The sequence below is a fragment of the Mesorhizobium sp. M0074 genome (assembly GCF_040322975.1).
Classification (GTDB): Bacteria; Pseudomonadota; Alphaproteobacteria; order Rhizobiales; family Rhizobiaceae; genus Mesorhizobium.
The window spans coordinates 587461-602245 of the sequence record NZ_JAMYUM010000001.1 but is presented as its reverse complement, the minus strand read 5'-3'; the positions used below and the strand labels follow the sequence as shown (position 1 = coordinate 602245).

General features: G+C 62.8%; 16 protein-coding genes. 10 read left to right on the top strand and 6 right to left on the bottom strand.

The window, feature by feature from the left end:
* Window positions 1–87: 87 nt before the first annotated feature.
* From NKJ73_RS02975 to NKJ73_RS02940, 8 genes are all read left to right on the top strand, one after another.
* Window positions 88–783: a TetR/AcrR family transcriptional regulator gene (locus NKJ73_RS02975; protein ID WP_502896714.1), complete on the top strand. Its 696-nt coding sequence runs from the start codon at window positions 88–90 to the stop codon at window positions 781–783.
* 358 nt (window positions 784–1141) lie between these two features.
* Window positions 1142–2458, top strand: a complete 1317-nt coding sequence (locus tag NKJ73_RS02970) for an ABC transporter substrate-binding protein (RefSeq protein ID WP_352448404.1) — start codon at window positions 1142–1144, stop codon at window positions 2456–2458.
* Window positions 2459–2532: 74 nt separating this feature from the next.
* On the top strand, window positions 2533–3438 hold the full coding sequence (locus NKJ73_RS02965; RefSeq protein ID WP_023722315.1) for a carbohydrate ABC transporter permease: 906 nt from the start codon (window positions 2533–2535) through the stop codon (window positions 3436–3438).
* Between the two features lies 1 nt (window position 3439).
* Window positions 3440–4399 carry a carbohydrate ABC transporter permease gene (locus tag NKJ73_RS02960; protein ID WP_292661213.1) on the top strand — a complete coding sequence of 320 codons (960 nt, stop codon included), beginning with the start codon at window positions 3440–3442 and terminating at the stop codon, window positions 4397–4399.
* Window positions 4396–4617 (top strand): hypothetical protein, encoded by a 222-nt coding sequence (locus NKJ73_RS02955; RefSeq protein WP_023675179.1) that lies wholly within the window; start codon window positions 4396–4398, stop codon window positions 4615–4617. Before NKJ73_RS02960 ends, NKJ73_RS02955 begins: the two co-directional genes overlap by 4 nt.
* Complete coding sequence (locus tag NKJ73_RS02950) at window positions 4614–5717, top strand: ABC transporter ATP-binding protein (protein ID WP_352568289.1); 1104 nt, start codon at window positions 4614–4616, stop codon at window positions 5715–5717. The genes NKJ73_RS02955 and NKJ73_RS02950 overlap by 4 nt, the downstream gene beginning before the upstream one ends.
* Window positions 5717–6838 carry an ABC transporter ATP-binding protein gene (locus NKJ73_RS02945; protein ID WP_352448401.1) on the top strand — a complete coding sequence of 374 codons (1122 nt, stop codon included), beginning with the start codon at window positions 5717–5719 and terminating at the stop codon, window positions 6836–6838. The genes NKJ73_RS02950 and NKJ73_RS02945 overlap by 1 nt, the downstream gene beginning before the upstream one ends.
* Window positions 6839–7084: 246 nt before the next feature.
* Entirely contained in the window at window positions 7085–7366 is a 282-nt protein-coding gene (locus tag NKJ73_RS02940; protein ID WP_352448400.1) for a hypothetical protein, read from the top strand.
* 12 nt (window positions 7367–7378) lie between these two features.
* Here the strand turns inward: NKJ73_RS02940 and NKJ73_RS02935 are convergent, their stop codons facing one another.
* Window positions 7379–8359 carry an AraC family transcriptional regulator gene (locus NKJ73_RS02935; protein WP_023675183.1) on the bottom strand — a complete coding sequence of 327 codons (981 nt, stop codon included), beginning with the start codon at window positions 8357–8359 and terminating at the stop codon, window positions 7379–7381.
* 94 nt (window positions 8360–8453) lie between these two features.
* On the opposite strand from NKJ73_RS02935, the gene NKJ73_RS02930 reads away from it, so the two are divergent.
* A complete protein-coding gene (locus NKJ73_RS02930; RefSeq protein ID WP_352568287.1) occupies window positions 8454–9677 on the top strand; it encodes an MFS transporter in 1224 nt (407 codons plus the stop codon).
* Here the strand turns inward: NKJ73_RS02930 and NKJ73_RS02925 are convergent.
* On the bottom strand, window positions 9674–10021 hold the full coding sequence (locus tag NKJ73_RS02925; RefSeq protein ID WP_352568286.1) for a GFA family protein: 348 nt from the start codon (window positions 10019–10021) through the stop codon (window positions 9674–9676). The two genes, NKJ73_RS02930 and NKJ73_RS02925, sit on opposite strands and share 4 nt — an antisense overlap.
* Window positions 10022–10141: 120 nt before the next feature.
* Here NKJ73_RS02925 and NKJ73_RS02920 point away from each other — a divergent pair, with 120 nt between their 5' ends.
* Window positions 10142–11437, top strand: a complete 1296-nt coding sequence (locus tag NKJ73_RS02920) for an amidase (RefSeq protein ID WP_352448397.1) — start codon at window positions 10142–10144, stop codon at window positions 11435–11437.
* 14 nt (window positions 11438–11451) lie between these two features.
* On the opposite strand, the gene NKJ73_RS02915 is transcribed toward NKJ73_RS02920, so the two are convergent.
* The 4 genes from NKJ73_RS02915 to NKJ73_RS02900 are packed head-to-tail and all read right to left on the bottom strand — an operon-like array spanning window position 11452 to window position 14747.
* The gene (locus tag NKJ73_RS02915; RefSeq protein ID WP_023675186.1) at window positions 11452–11835 is read right to left on the bottom strand and encodes a DUF6748 domain-containing protein; all 384 of its coding nucleotides are present in this window, start codon (window positions 11833–11835) and stop codon (window positions 11452–11454) included.
* Window positions 11836–11877: 42 nt separating this feature from the next.
* Window positions 11878–12858: a hydroxyacid dehydrogenase gene (locus NKJ73_RS02910; RefSeq protein WP_352568284.1), complete on the bottom strand. Its 981-nt coding sequence runs from the start codon at window positions 12856–12858 to the stop codon at window positions 11878–11880.
* A 1-nt stretch (window position 12859) separates the two neighbouring features.
* Window positions 12860–13576: a FadR/GntR family transcriptional regulator gene (locus tag NKJ73_RS02905; protein ID WP_292661187.1), complete on the bottom strand. Its 717-nt coding sequence runs from the start codon at window positions 13574–13576 to the stop codon at window positions 12860–12862.
* A gap of 1 nt (window position 13577) precedes the next feature.
* On the bottom strand, window positions 13578–14747 hold the full coding sequence (locus NKJ73_RS02900; protein ID WP_023675189.1) for a mandelate racemase/muconate lactonizing enzyme family protein: 1170 nt from the start codon (window positions 14745–14747) through the stop codon (window positions 13578–13580).
* Window positions 14748–14785 lie beyond the last annotated feature (38 nt).

The following is a 14785-nucleotide window of genomic DNA, read 5'->3' as shown; positions in this document are numbered from 1 at the left end:
TGTTCGGCGCTGCCGCCCCTTTTTGCCCGGCCGTTCGACGGCGCGAAGGGCCATTGCAATTTTTTGAGACACGCGTATCGTATTGACATGAATGTCTCACGTCAACAAGCGGCAATGGACGACGATGCCAGCCAAGGGCCGAACCCCCAGGTAGAGCGCGGGGCCCGCGCGCGCACCAGGCGTCTCATGCTTGAGACGGCGACAAAGCTGATGCAGGCGGGCGCCACGCCCTCCGTCAGCGAGGTGGCGGAGGCAGCGGAGGTCTCGCGCGCCACCGCCTATCGGTATTTTCCGAGCCAGGCGGCGTTGGTGCAGGCGGTGGTCGATGAGGGGCTTGGGCCGATCCTTACGTGGAAATCGAGCTCTGCCGATCCCGAGCGCCGGGTCGCCGAGCTGTTCGAGACCGCCATGCCGCGCATCGAGGTCTTCGAAGCGACGTTCAAGGCGGCGCTGAAACTGTCGCTCGACCAGTGGGCGCAGCGACAGGCAGGCACGCTTGACGGCGAACCTGCCTTCACGCGCGGCCATCGCGTCGATCTTTTGAAAGATGCGATCGCGCCACTCAAAGGCCGGTTGCCGCCGCGCGAATTCAAGCGGCTCGCGCAGGCGCTGTCATTGATCTTCGGTGTTGAGGTGCTGGTCGTTTTAAAGGATATATGGGGATTGGATAGCCGCAGTATGATGTCGGTTGCGCAATGGGCGGCCGGCGCACTGGTGCGTGCGGCGGTGACGGAATCGATGGCTGAAGGTGACGGGATCGCGCCGACGAGGGCCGTTAGATGAGGCCAATCTGGTTCGACCAGATTTTCAGCCTGACCATTTGTGCTACTAGCGATGCAGCGGCCTAAGCAAGGCACTTATGTATCAAGGAGTAGGAAAATTCAGGGAAAACAGACAGATATCGCAGAAACCAACTTGTCTGCGTGTCCGCCACCGTTCAAGAAAGAGCTTGACGTTTGTCTGAAATTGGTAATACCAGATCAGGACAAATAAAGCGGATCAAAGGGTGAAGGCTAAGATCCGTTTCGGTCGAACGAGGAGGCTCAAAACCGGAACGGTGCCGTCACGGGAGGACTACCAGGGCCGGCCTCGCCGCCGGCTCGCATGACGCGGTAGAATGCGCACAAGGGAGGAAATCATTATGCGCAAGACAATGACCAGCTTGCTTGCTGGTATCGGCCTAGTGCTCGCCTGCGGAACGTCCGTCTACGCGCAGGAAAAGGAACTTACAATCTTCTGGGCGGAATGGGATCCGGCCAATTACCTGCAGGAACTCGGCAACGAGTACGAGAAGGAAACCGGCGTCAAGATCACGGTGGAAACCACACCGTGGCCCGACTTCCAGACCAAGGCCTTCACCGAGTTCAACGCCCATGGCGACGCCTACGATATGGTCGTCGGCGACTCGCAATGGCTCGGTGCCGGCTCGACCGGTGGCCACTATGTCGACCTGACCGACTTCTTCAACAAGCACAAGGTCGGTGAAGTGATGGCACCGGCCACGGTGAAATACTATGCCGAATATCCGGGCGGCAGCAGCAAGTACTGGGCCATTCCGCTCGAAGGCGACGCCGTCGGCTGGTCCTATCGCAAGGACTGGTTCGAAGACCCCAAGGAAAAGGAAGCCTTCAAGGCCAAGTATGGCTACGATCTCGACGTGCCGAAGGATTTCAAGGCGCTACGCGACATCGCCGAATTCTTCTACCGGCCGGACCAGAAAAAATACGGCATCGCCATCTACACCGACAATTCCTATGACGCGATGGCGATGGGCTTCGAAAACGCGCTGTTCTCCTTCGGCGGCGAGCTGGGTGACTATAAGACCTACAAGGTCGATGGCTTCATCAACTCCGACAAGGCGATCGCGGCGCTCGACGCCTACAAGGAACTCTACAAGTTCACGCCTCCGGGCTGGGCCAAGTCGTTCTTCGTCGAGGACAACCAGGCGATCACTGAAAACCTGGCCGCGATGAGCATGAACTACTTCGCGTTCTTCCCCTCACTGATCAACGAGGCGTCGAACCCGAACGCCAAGAACACCGGCTTCTTCGCCAATCCAGCCGGACCTGGCGGCGACCAGTTCGCCGCACTCGGCGGTCAGGGCATCTCCATCGTTTCCTACTCGCAGAAGCAGGAAGAGGCGACGAAGTTCCTGGAATGGTTCATCAAGGACGAGACCCAGAAGAAATGGGCAGCGCTTGGCGGCTACACCTGCAGTGCCGCCGTGCTCAAGTCGCCCGAATTCCAGAACGCCACGCCCTACAACAAGGCGTTCTACGAGACCATGTTCAAGGTCAAGGACTTCTGGGCGGTTCCGGAATACGCGGAACTGCTGCAGCAGCTTAACCAGCGCATCTATCCTTACATGATCGGCGGCGAAGGCACCGCCAAGGAGACGCTGGACGCACTGGCAGCCGACTGGAACGCGACCTTCAAGAAATACGGCCGCGGCCAATAAGTATGAAGTTTCACGGAGGGGGCGTTCGTGCCTCCTCCGTTTCTTTTTCTGATTTTTGAACCGGGAGCAGAGTCTTGGCGACCACGATGATCACCACGCTGGACAGGTCCTCGCGGGCCGCCGCTCGCGGTCTAAGCGACATTTCGATCCGCAATCTCTTCATCATCCCGACGATCCTGTTTCTGATCGTCTTCAACATCTTCCCGCTGATCTATTCGCTGGGCTATTCGTTCACCGATTTCCGCGCCTCGACCAGCGCGGCGGCGAATTTCGTCGGGCTGCAAAACTACCGCGACCTGCTCAGCGATCCCTATGTCTGGTCCAACTTCGCCATCACCGCAAAATACGTCATCATCTCGGTCGCCGGCCAGCTGCTCGTCGGCTTCGGCGTGGCCATGCTGCTCAATCGCGACATTCCGCTCAAGGGCCTGCTGACGACGCTCCTGTTGTTGCCGATGATGCTGTCGATGGCCGTCGTCGGCCTGTTCTGGAAGCTGCTCTACGATCCGTCCTTCGGCATCATCAATTATGCGCTGGGCCTCGGCACCTTCGAATGGCTGTCGGATCCGAAAATGGCGCTCTATGCGGTCGCGCTGACCGACATCTGGATGTGGTCGCCCTTCGTCATGCTGTTGTCGCTGGCCGGCCTGTCGGCCGTGCCCAAGCATCTCTACGAGGCAGCCGCGATCGACAGGGCCGGGCCGTTCTACACCTTCTTCCGCATAACGCTGCCGCTGGTTGCGCCGATCCTGATGATCGCGGTCATCTTCCGCACCATGGAGGCGTTCAAGACCTTCGACCTCGCCTACATCCTGACCAGCCAGCCGACGGCCGAGCTGATCTCGATCCGGCTCTACAAGATGGCGTTCCAGGAATGGCAGACCGGGCGTTCCTGCGCGCTCGCCTACATCGTGCTGATCATGGTGCTGGCGATCACCAACATCTATGTCAAATACCTCAACAAGGTGAAGGAGCGCTGAGATGGCCGCAGTCCGCACTTCTTCCGAAATCACCTTCAACCGGGTCGCCATCGTCGCTGTCCTGCTGGTGACGATCATCTTCCTGGCGCCGATCTACTGGATCGCCTCGACGGCGTTCAAGCCGCGCAACCTCGCCACCACCATTCCGCCGACGGTGGTTTTCCAGCCGGAGATATCGCCCTTCGTCAAGTTGTTCACCAAGCGTTCGCAGCTGCGCAGCCCGCCGTCGCCGGAGGAGTACGCGGCTGCGCCGTGGTGGGAGCGCGTCGTCTTCAATGGGGGCGAAAAGATCGTGCGCGACGGCAAGGGCCAGGTGCAGTGGTCGGGCTATCCGAGCCGTTTCATGAACTCACTGATCGTTGCCATAACCTCGACCGTCCTGGCCGTCGGCATGGGCACCTTCACCGCCTATGGGTTCTCGCGCTTCAAGGTAAAAGGCGAGGCGGACCTACTGTTCTTCATCCTGTCGACACGCATGCTGCCGCCGGTGGTCGTCGCCATTCCGATGTTCCTGATGTACCGGGCGGTCGGCCTCAACGATTCCCATATCGGCCTGATCATCCTTTACACCGCCTTCAACCTGTCCTTCTCGGTGTGGCTGATGAAAGGCTTCATGGACGAGATCCCCAAGGAGTATGAGGAGGCGGCCCTCGTCGACGGCTATACGCGCATGGAGGCCTTCTTCAAGATCGTGCTGCCCGAGGCCGCCACCGGCATCGCCGCCACCGCCGTGTTCTGCTTTATCACGGCGTGGAACGAATATGCCTTCGCACTGATCATGACCAGCCGCCGTGCCCAGACAGCACCGCCCTTCATCCCCAGCCAGGTCGGTTCCGGCCTGCCGGACTGGACGGTGATTGCCGCCGGAACCTTCCTGTTCCTGCTGCCGGTCGCGATCTTCACCTTCCTGCTCCGCAACCACCTGTTGCGCGGCATGTCGTTTGGAGCGATCCGCAAATGAGCTTTCGCGACATCAACCAGAAATATCTCGAACCGGGCAGCCAGGTGCTGATGGTGCTCGGTATCATCGCGCTCTGCCAGCCATGGAACATGCTGCTGCACAGCTATGGCGTGACCATCATCCTGATCGGCCTGATCGGCTTCAACATCACCTCCAAGATCGCGCCGGAGGAGAAGGCCGGCACCGGGCAAGGGGCAAATCCGGGGGCACAGCATTGACCCAGATCGAGCTTCGAGGCATCCAGAAATATTTCGGCGCCGTCCAGGTCATCAAGGACCTCAACCTGAAGATCGACGACAACGAGTTCATCGTGCTGCTCGGCCAGTCGGGCTGCGGGAAGACGACGACGCTCAGGGCGATTGCCGGGCTGGAGACGATCGACGGCGGCGACATCCTCATCGACGGCAAGCCGGTCCAGCACCTCAAGGCCGCCGATCGCGATATCGCCATGGTCTTCCAGTCGTTCTCGCTCTATCCGCATATGAGCGTCTATGAGAACATCGCCTTTCCGCTCAGGGCGACGCGCAAGAGCAAGGCCGAGATCGACAGCGAGGTGCGCTCGGTCGCCAAGACGCTGCAGATCAGCGATCTCCTCGCCAAGAAACCGTCGGCGCTGTCGGGCGGCGACATGCAGCGCGTGGCGATCGGCCGAGCCTTGGTGCGGCGGCCGAAGGCGATGCTGATGGACGAGCCGATCGGGGCGCTCGATGCCAAGCTGCGCGAGGAGATGCGGGCCGAGATCAAGCGGCTGCACATCAAGCAGGGCTCGACCAGCATCTACGTCACCCACGACCAGATCGAGGCGATGAGCCTCGCCGACCGCATTGTCATCATGCATGAAGGTGTGCTGCAGCAGGTCGGCTCGCCGGACGAGGTCTATTCGCATCCGGCGAATCTTTTCGTCGCGCAATTTGTCGGCAGCCCGGTGATGAACGTCGCCGACACTTCGGTGACCGAGAAAGCCTCATCGGCCTCGGTCACGGTCGGCGATGCGGCCGCCGGTTTCGAATTCCCGCGCGCCTTGCTGTCGAAGCTCAACGGCCATGCCGGCAGCCAACTCGCGCTCGGCATCCGGCCGGAAGGCGTTCTCGTTCGCCGCGAAGCCGCCGAGGGGTTCTTGCCGGTGGAGACGCAGATCGTCGAGCCGCTCGGGTCCTTCGATATCGTCGACCTCAAGGTCGGCTCCAAAATGCTGCGGGCGCGCACCAAGAGCGGCTTCATCGGCGGCCCCGGCGAAAGGGTCTTCGTCAGGATCGATCCCAGCCAGGCGCATTTCTTCGACACGGCGAGCGGCAAATCGCTGGGAGTGAGACTCTGATGGCCCACATCCAGCTCAAGAACATCTCGAAGAAGTTCGGCAACCATACTGCTTTGACCGGGCTCGATCTCGACATCGCCGATGGCGAGTTCTTCGTTCTGCTTGGCGAGACCGGCGCCGGCAAGACGACGACGCTGCGCATGATTGCCGGCCTGGAAAAACCGAGCGAAGGCCAGGTCTTCATCGACGGCGTCGATGTCGCCGACTGGGGCGCGGCCGAGCGTGACGTGGCGCTGGTGCTGCAGCAATATTCGCTGTACCCGCGCTATACGGTGCGCCAGAACCTCGAATTTCCGCTGAAGCCGAAGATCCGCCGGCTGCCCGATGCCGAGATCAAGGATCGTGTCGACCGCGCGGCCAGGACGCTGAGGATCGAGCATCTGCTCGACCGCAAGACCGACAGGCTTTCAGGCGGCGAGATGCAGCGCGTCTCGATCGGTCGCGCCATCGTGCGCAAGCCGCGGGTATTCCTGATGGACGAGCCGTTGTCGGCGCTCGACGCCAAATTGCGCGAGGCGCTGCGCACCGAATTGAAGAACCTGCAGATGCAGCTTGGCGCCACCTTCCTGTTCGTGACGCATGATCAGATCGAGGCGATGTCGATGGGTGACAAGGTCGGCGTGCTCAACCATGGCCGCATCGTCCAGACCGGCACGCCGTACGAGATCTATAACAATCCGCGCGACACCTACGTGGCAAGCTTCGTCGGCTCGCCGCCGATGAATCTCATCGACGGCAAGCTCGTCAACGGACGTGCGGTGATGGCGCCGCTCAATTTCGAATTGCCGTTTGCGGGGGGTGCCAAGACTTCGGGGGGTGCCAAGACTTCGTGGGGGCTAAAGACGGGCGCGGCGACCGACGGTCGCCCGCTCGTCTTCGGTATTCGTCCCGAGGACGTCTATCTCGAGACCGGCGCGCCGGTCGAGGCGCGGGTCCATGACGTCGAGAACCATGGCGTCGAGAAGATCCTGACGCTGCGGGTCGGCGACGCCATGCTGCGCGCCACCGTGCCTGCCAGGACCGACGTCCAGATAGAGCAGCCGGTGCGCTTTGCCTGGAACCCGGACAAGGTGGTGCTGTTCGACAAGGGCAGCGGAATAAGCCTGCGTCACGCCGGCTAAGTACAAGCGTCTTTACTGCGCTAGAGCGGGATGCGTTCAAAGTGAACCGTGCATCCCGCTCTATCCATGTGTTTTAGCCGCATTTGTGCGACGCCACTTGATTCCACTTGGCTGCGAAATGCTCGAGTCTTCCCGTCATCCCCCGTACGGGGGATGCGGATGCTCCGATTTGTCGAATAGGCTGATCCTTTGGTCCCAAACGGGCTTTGCAAGCCCAATTTGGAGGCCCAAAACGGAGGGTTGGCTATGGGAAATCTGTTCCGCAGTTTTGCGACGATCCTGCTCGTCGCCGGTATGGGATTGTCGGCGGCGCATCTGGGCGAGGCGCAGGCAGCCAAGAAAGTTGTCGCCGGCGCGAAGGTCGACGCCAAGAAGATCAAGGACCTCAACGGCACGGTCAATCTGTCCACCAGCGACTGCAAGCTGTTGTTGAGCGGCACCGTCGTGGAAGTCTCGGATGGCAGGTGCGGGGCCTCCGGCAAATATTGCAAGAGCAGCGCCGGCTCGGCCTGCATCACCGAGCAATAAGCCGGCCAACGTTTAGCCGGCCTGGCGGATCTCCGCCTGTTCCTCGGCCCGGAAATGGCTGGGCGGCGATCCGATGACCCGTTTGAAGGCGCGGCTGAAGGAGGCGTCGGATTCGTAGCCGAGGCGCGCCGCGACGACGGAAATCTTGAGCCGGTCGCGGACCAGCCATTGCCTCGCCTGGTGCATCCGCACCTGCGTGACGTACTTTGCCGGTGTTTCGCCGACAATGGTTGCGAAGCGCTCGGCGAAACCTGATCGCGAGGCACCCATCATCTTCGCCAGAGCCTCCACCGTCCAGTCGCGGTTCGGTTCCAGATGGATCGCGGCCAGCACCCGGCCGATCTCGCGGTCCCTGACCGCCGCAATCCAACCGGAAGAGTCGCCGCAGCCGCGCTCGACCCATGAGCGGATGACGGTCGCGGCGAGCACATCGGCCAGCCGCGCCAGGATGCCGCCGGAGCCGACGCGCTCCATCGTCACCTCGCGGGCCATCGCTTCCAGCAAATGCGGGATACCTGGCTCATAGGCCTCCAACTCATGTGCGCGCATCACGTCCGGCATCATGCCGAGCAAGGGGTGCAAGCCATCGAGATTGAAATACATGCTGCCGAAAAACAGCAAGGTCCCCGGACGGCAGCCGGGCATGCCGTCATTCGACATGCAATAGACACCCTTGCAGATTTCCTCGACCTCATAGCCGTGGATCGGCGCCGCCTCGATACCCGGCTCGCTCGCCAGCGTGTGGGCTGAGCCGCGCGGCAACAATACCGCGTCGCCCGCCTTGAGCTCGACCCATTCACCGGACGGCTGCAGCAACCAGCAGCCTTTGCGGCCGATGAAATGAAACCGTGCCGCCGCCTGAGCCGGAAAATGGATGCCCCAGGGTTCCTTCATCTCGCAACGGCCGTAATCGACGCCTTCGAGACGCAATCCGCGCAATATGTCTGTCAGCGGATCGCCGGTGATTGGAATTTTGGACGAACGGTCAAACATAATGGTGTTTCTAGCATGGAAACTCCAGCTAGTCACTCCCTATGTTGCTTGCATTGCCGCCAAATGCTGCGCTGCAACAGACCGGAGATCCCTCATGACCGAACCCGCGACAGGCGTCATGGACGCCGTTCTCGACCCATCGGAAACCGGCGAACGATCCGAGCCCGCATGGGGGGCGGTGGTCTCCCTGGCGCTCGGAGTCTTTGGCCTGGTGACCGCGGAATTTCTGCCTGCCAGCCTGCTGACGCCGCTTGCGCAGGATCTCGGCATCACCGAAGGCGCCGCCGGGCAGGCGGTAACGGCCACCGCCGTCATTGGCGCGATTGCGGCGCCGACCATGGCTATTGTCACCAAGCGGCTGGACCGCAGGCTGGTCATGTGGGCGCTGACGGTGCTGCTTGTGCTGTCAAACCTGGTGGCCGCGTTTGCGTCCTCGCTTCCCGTTCTTCTGATTGCCCGCATCATGCTCGGGATCAGTCTTGGCGGCTTCTGGTCGATGTCGGCAGCCATGGCGATGCGGCTCGTTCCGATGCGGTTGATGTCGCGCGCCATGTCGATCATTCTCACCGGCGTTTCGGTGGCGACGGTCTGCGCGGCTCCGGTCGGCGCCTATGTCGGCGACATCTGGGGCTGGCGGACGGCGTTCATGATCGCCGCCGTGGTCGGTGCGCTGGCGCTGCTGGTGCAGGTGGCTACCATTCCGAAGCTGCCGCCTGCAGGTACGGCAGGTTTTCGCACGCTGCTGGAGGTGATGAAGCGGCCGATGATCAGGGTGGCACTGCTGGTGGTGCTGCTGGTCGCCTCGGGACATTTTGCCGGCTTCACCTATGTCCGCCCGTTTCTCGAGAAGGTGCCCGCGCTGGACATCGAGACGATCTCGCTTGTGCTGCTCGCCTACGGCATTGGTGGCTTCTTCGGCAATTTTGCCGGCGGCTTCATTGCCGAACGCAGCCTCAAGGCAGCCGTCAGCCTGGCGCCCCTGCTGATCGCGTTTTCGGCGCTCCTGCTGCTGGTGGTCGGAGGTTCACCCGTCGTGGCTGCAATAGCAGTGGCCAGCTGGGGCTTTGCCTTCGGCGCCGTCCCAGTCGGGCTGCAGACCTGGCTGGTGCGGGCCGCCCCCGATCAGGCGGAAAGCGCCGGTGGGCTCATGGTTATGACGTTCCAGGTCGCCATCGCGTTGGGCGCCGTCTTCGGCGGCCTGCTGGTCGACAATACCGGCGTTGCCACCGCCTTCGCCTATTGCGCGGCGGCGACGTTGCTTGCGGCACTGGCGGCGTTCTTCCTTGGCCCCAAGCCGATCGACGACCCCAAGGCCTAAACGGAACGGCCGTCGAAGTCGAAGACCGGCACGGCGGCGACGTCCAACGCCTCGATGCAATTGATATTGATATAGGCACTTCGCCCGCTCCCTTCGCCGACATCCTCGGCGAAGGGGTGAATGCCGCAGCTGCGGCAGAAGCGGTGGGCGATGACATGGTTGCCGAAGCTGTAGCGGCCGAGATCATCGCCCCAGGCAAGCACCCGTATGCTCTCATGCGGAACTGCCCATAACAGTGCACCCTTGCGCGAGCAGATCGAGCAATTGCACCGAACGGCTCCGGTCAGCTCGCCTTCGACCTCGAACGCGACCTTGCCGCAGTGGCAGCTGCCTTGGTAGAGCATCGGGCCTTCCTCCTTCGGTTCGACAGGTGCAAATCCGACCGTGCCGGGCTATGTCTCCTGCGGCCAGTTTCTGGCTGCTACCTTAAGACGTTGCAAGCGCGCGGAGTCCGACACCGAAAAATGCAATCAGCCCGCGATCACCTCGAAGCAATTCTTTCGCCTCTTGCCGCTCGCGTCGACGATGAGAGGGTTTTCGTAAAGCTCTACCCGGAAGCCGCACGGGCGGCGGCGGACGCCACCGATGCGCGGCGAAAAGCCGGCGTCACGCTCGGGCCGCTCGATGGGGCGATCGTCTCGATCAAGGATCTGTTCGATGTCGCCGGCGAGCCGACCACGGCTGGCTCTCTGCTGCTCGCCAACGCAGCGCCGGCGCTGCGGGATGCCATTGTCGTGCAACAGTTGCGCCAGGCCGGTGCAATCATCCTCGGCAAGACCAACATGACCGAGTTCGCCTTTACTGCGATCGGCGTCAATCCACATTATGGCACGCCCGGCAATGCTAGCGATGCCAGCCGTATTCCGGGCGGCTCCTCCTCAGGCGCCGGCGTTTCGGTGGGCGAAGGCACCAGCGAAATCTCCATCGGTTCCGATACCGGTGGTTCGGTGCGCATTCCGGCATCGCTGAATGGCGTCGTCGGTTTCAAGCCGACTGCGCGGCGCGTGCCGCTTGCGGGTGCGTTTCCGCTATCAGCCACGCTGGACTCGATCGGTCCGCTGGCCCGCACCGTCGCCGAATGTGCGGCGGCCGATGCAGTGATGTCGGGCGAAAACCTGGCGGCACTGTTGCCGCTGCCGCTGGACGGCCTGCGCATCGGTATTGCGCGCGGCGTGCTGTTCGATGATACGCAGGAAGAGGTCGCGACGACGTTCGACCGGTGTCTGCGCAAGATAGAGCTTAGCGGCGCACGGCTTGTGGAGCTGTCGATCGACGACCTGCTTGCCGATCTGCGCGTGGCAACCCAACGCGCGTCGATCGCGGCGATGGAAGGGGCGGAGATCCATGCCGACTGGCTGGCGACGGGAGCGACGAGGCCGGTCGACCCGCGGGTAAGCGGGCCATTGTCGCGCGCCGCCGCCATTCCGGCCACGGTCTATATCAGGGCAATGCGCCGCCGCACGGCGCTGGCCGCCGCGATGGATGACCGGCTGGCGTCGGTCGACGTGCTGGCCCTGCCGACCACACCGGTGACGGCGCCGACGATCGTGTCGATGACCAGCGACGAGGCTCTGTGCAACAGGACGGAAGGCCTTCTGCTGCGCAACACGCAGGTCGCCAACCAGTTCGATCTATCAGCCATCTCGCTTCCGATGCCGGGAATGACGCGTCCGGCCGGCCTGATGCTGGTGGCGCGCAATGGCCATGACCACCACCTGCTGCGCATCGCAGCGGGCGTGGAGGGGCTGCTTGCAAATTGATCGGATAGCGCGTGTCAGCGCGACGAGCAGTGGCCGCGTTCGCTGTCCTTGGCGGCGCGTTCGATGCTGGTGGCGACCAGCCAAGGCAGGGTGTACCGCTTGCCGTTGAAGGTCCGGGTGCGGTTCTCGATCGAGCCGACAACAACGACCTTGCCGGCATAGAGCTTGTCTGAAAGATCGAGCGCCTTGTCTTGCTGCGGCAGGCGATCGATGTCGATTGAAACGCCTTTGATGAGCTTCCCAGCAGCGAGGTCGAGTGCGCTGTTCGATGGACAGGGTGCCGCCACGCAGCGTATGCCGTTGTCGCAGAACACGTAGCTACCCTGTCCGTTGGCGAAGGCTTGCGCCGTCGCCACGCAGAAGCCGGCGGTCAGTAGGAATTTTGTGACGCTTGCCATGCCGGCACCATCGCCGGCGAATTCGGGAAAATTGGGGCGCTTTCAGAAATCGGCAGGGAACCGCCGCCGGTAGTGCTCGACCACTTCAGGGTTGCGCAGATTGACCGGCAATCTGTTGGCCAGCACCAGCAGGGCTTCGCCAGCCGCGCCGACGCCCATCCGCATCATCGACTGCTCGGTAATCCCAGCCATGTGCGGGGTGACGATGACGTTGTCGAAGCCGAAATAAGGATGGTTGGGCGGTAGCGGTTGTGTAGCAAAAACATCGAGCGCAGCGCCGCCGATGCGGCCCTTCTGCAAGGCCTCGATCAGCGCGTTGTCATCGATCACCGGCCCGCGCGAAACATTGATCAGCAGCGCATCCGGCTTCATCCGCTCAATGCGCTCGCGGCTGATCAGCCCCCGTGTTTCGGGCGTCAGCGGGCAGCACAGAACGATGATGTCGCTCTGCTCGATGAGTGCATCGATCGACAGGAAGCCGACCCTGTCCGGCGCCGGCCGCATGCTGCGCGTCGTCGCCACCACATTCAGATCGAACCCATGGGCGGCGATGTGGCCAACCGCCTGACCGATCGCGCCGAGGCCGACAATGCCGATCGTCTTGCCCGCTAGCTCGCTGGCCACCACCGTGTGTTCGCGGCCCGCCAGCCAGCCCTTCGCACGCAAGTCGCGGTCCAACACACGGAAGCGCCTAAGCAGCGCCAGCGCCGCGAACATCACATATTCGGCGACAGATCGCGCGTTCACCCCCGGCACGTTCGCCACCAGCACGCCGACCGCATTGGCCGCTTCCATCGGTACCATGTCCAGCCCGGCGCCGTGGCGGATCGCGGCCCTGAGCTTCTTCGCGCCTTCGAAAAGCGCCGCAGGCAAGGGAGCGCGAACGATGATGACATCGGCGTCCCTCGCCTCGGCGGCCAGCGTGGCCGCATCGAGGGCGGAAGCAACGACGAGTTCGCCGGCCCCGGTCAGCATGGAAGCGGCACGAGGGTGCAGTCTGTGTGTTGACAGGATCTTGGGCATTTCAGGCCTTTTCGAGCGCAGGGCTTTCCGGTTCCGCCCCACGCCCCTCGATCAGCCCCTTCCAGTAGCTTTCCGCGCCTTGCAGGTGGGCGCTCATCAGCGCCTGGGCGAGATTGCCATCGCGGCGCAGCAGCGCCTCGTAGATCTGGATATGCTCGGCATGGGAGCGCACGCTGCGTTCGGGATCGTTGAAATAGATCGGCAGGCGCAGTTCACCCATCATGTAGTAGACGCTGCAGATATTGTGGAAGACGCTGTTCTTGGTCGCCCGCACGATCTCGAGGTGGAACTCGCGGTCTTCCCGGGCAAGCCCTTCACCGGCGGCGATGCGATCCTCGGAGGCCTTCAGGATCTCGCGCAGCCGCTCGAAATTCTCCTCGGTGGCGCGTGAACAGGCAAGTTCGGCGGCCTTGATCTCGTGGATCTTGCGCAACTCGACCGTCTCGTAGATCTGGACGGGATCGAGCGGCAGGCCGGCGCGGGCGAACAGCGCCATCGCCTCGACGCTCGCCTGCTTCGTATCGATGTAGATCCCGGATTTCGCCCGTCGCTCGACGATGCGCATGGCCTCGAGAATGGCCAGCGCCTCGCGGATCTGGCCGCGGCTGACGCTGAAATGCTCTGCCAGTTCGCGCTCCGACGGCGTGCGGCCCGTCTCCTTGTCCGAATGGGAGAACAGATAGGCGGCGAGTTCCGCGAGAAGGTTCTTTTCTTTCATGTCAGCCGTGTTGCGCGTGCGCCTCCAGGAACCGCTCCGAAATGGTGAATCCCAGCCCGGGTCTATCAGGAATCGCTACCATACCGTCCTTTGCTTCGACAGTCTCTTCGATCAGATCGTGGATCATCGGGTTGGCGCCGAGCGAATATTCGACGGTGAAGCTCGCCGGCGAAGCAGCGCAGACATGCAGCCCGGCAAAGAAGCAGGGCGCGCCGGCCCAAAGATGCGGCGCAAAGCGCAGATTGAAGGCGCTGGCGATGGTGCCGATCTTCATCGCCTCGCTGATGCCACCGCAAAAGGCCGGATCCGGCTGGAATATATCGGCGGATTTGAGCACGGCGAGGTCGCGGAAGGCATAGCGCGTCGCCTCGCTTTCGCCGGTGGCGATCGGGATCGAACCGCAGGCGCGCACCTCGGCCATGCCGGGCTTGTCGTCGGCGATCACCGGCTCCTCGAACCAGGCGAGATCGAGGTCGCCGGCGAGATGGATAAAGCGCTTGGCTTCGGCCACCGTGTAGGTGCCGTGCGCGTCGACCATCAGGTCGATATCGGGACCGAGCGCCTGTCTGGCGGCACGGACGCGAGCGGCCGAGATATGTGGGGCGCCGTCCATGGCGCCGACGCGCATCTTCAGCGCCTTGAAACCGCCCTTGGTGATGTAGGACTGCAGCTGGTCGCCGATGGCTTCCGCAGTGGCCCAGCCGCCGGAAGCATAGGCCGGCATGCGGTCCAGCTTGCGGCCGCCGAGCAGCCGCCAGACCGGAACGCCGAGCGATTTGCCAAGAATGTCCCACAATGCGATGTCGACGGCGCTGATAGCGGCGATGCTCATGCCGCGTCGCGCCAATTGCGGCATGGCGTGGCCGGCGCGAGCGGCGCTGTCGTGGCGCGTGCCATTATAGAGCATCTCCCATATGACGCCGATGTCAGCCGGGTCGCGGCCGACCAGCTGCGGGCCGACCTCGTAGTTCAGCAAATGGACAAGGGCGCCGTAGCTGCCGGCGCTGCCGGCGGCATTCTTGCCCTCGCCCCAGCCGACCAGCCCGTCGTCGGTCTCGATGCGCAGGATGGCGGCGTCGAACGTCGCCACCTGACCGAAGTCGCTGCGGTGCTGCTTCGCGGCTTCGATCGGTATGCGGACCCACCAGGCTTGGACCGTCTTGATGCGCATGTTCATCCTCGGCCCGGCCGCGGTGAGGCGGAAGGGCT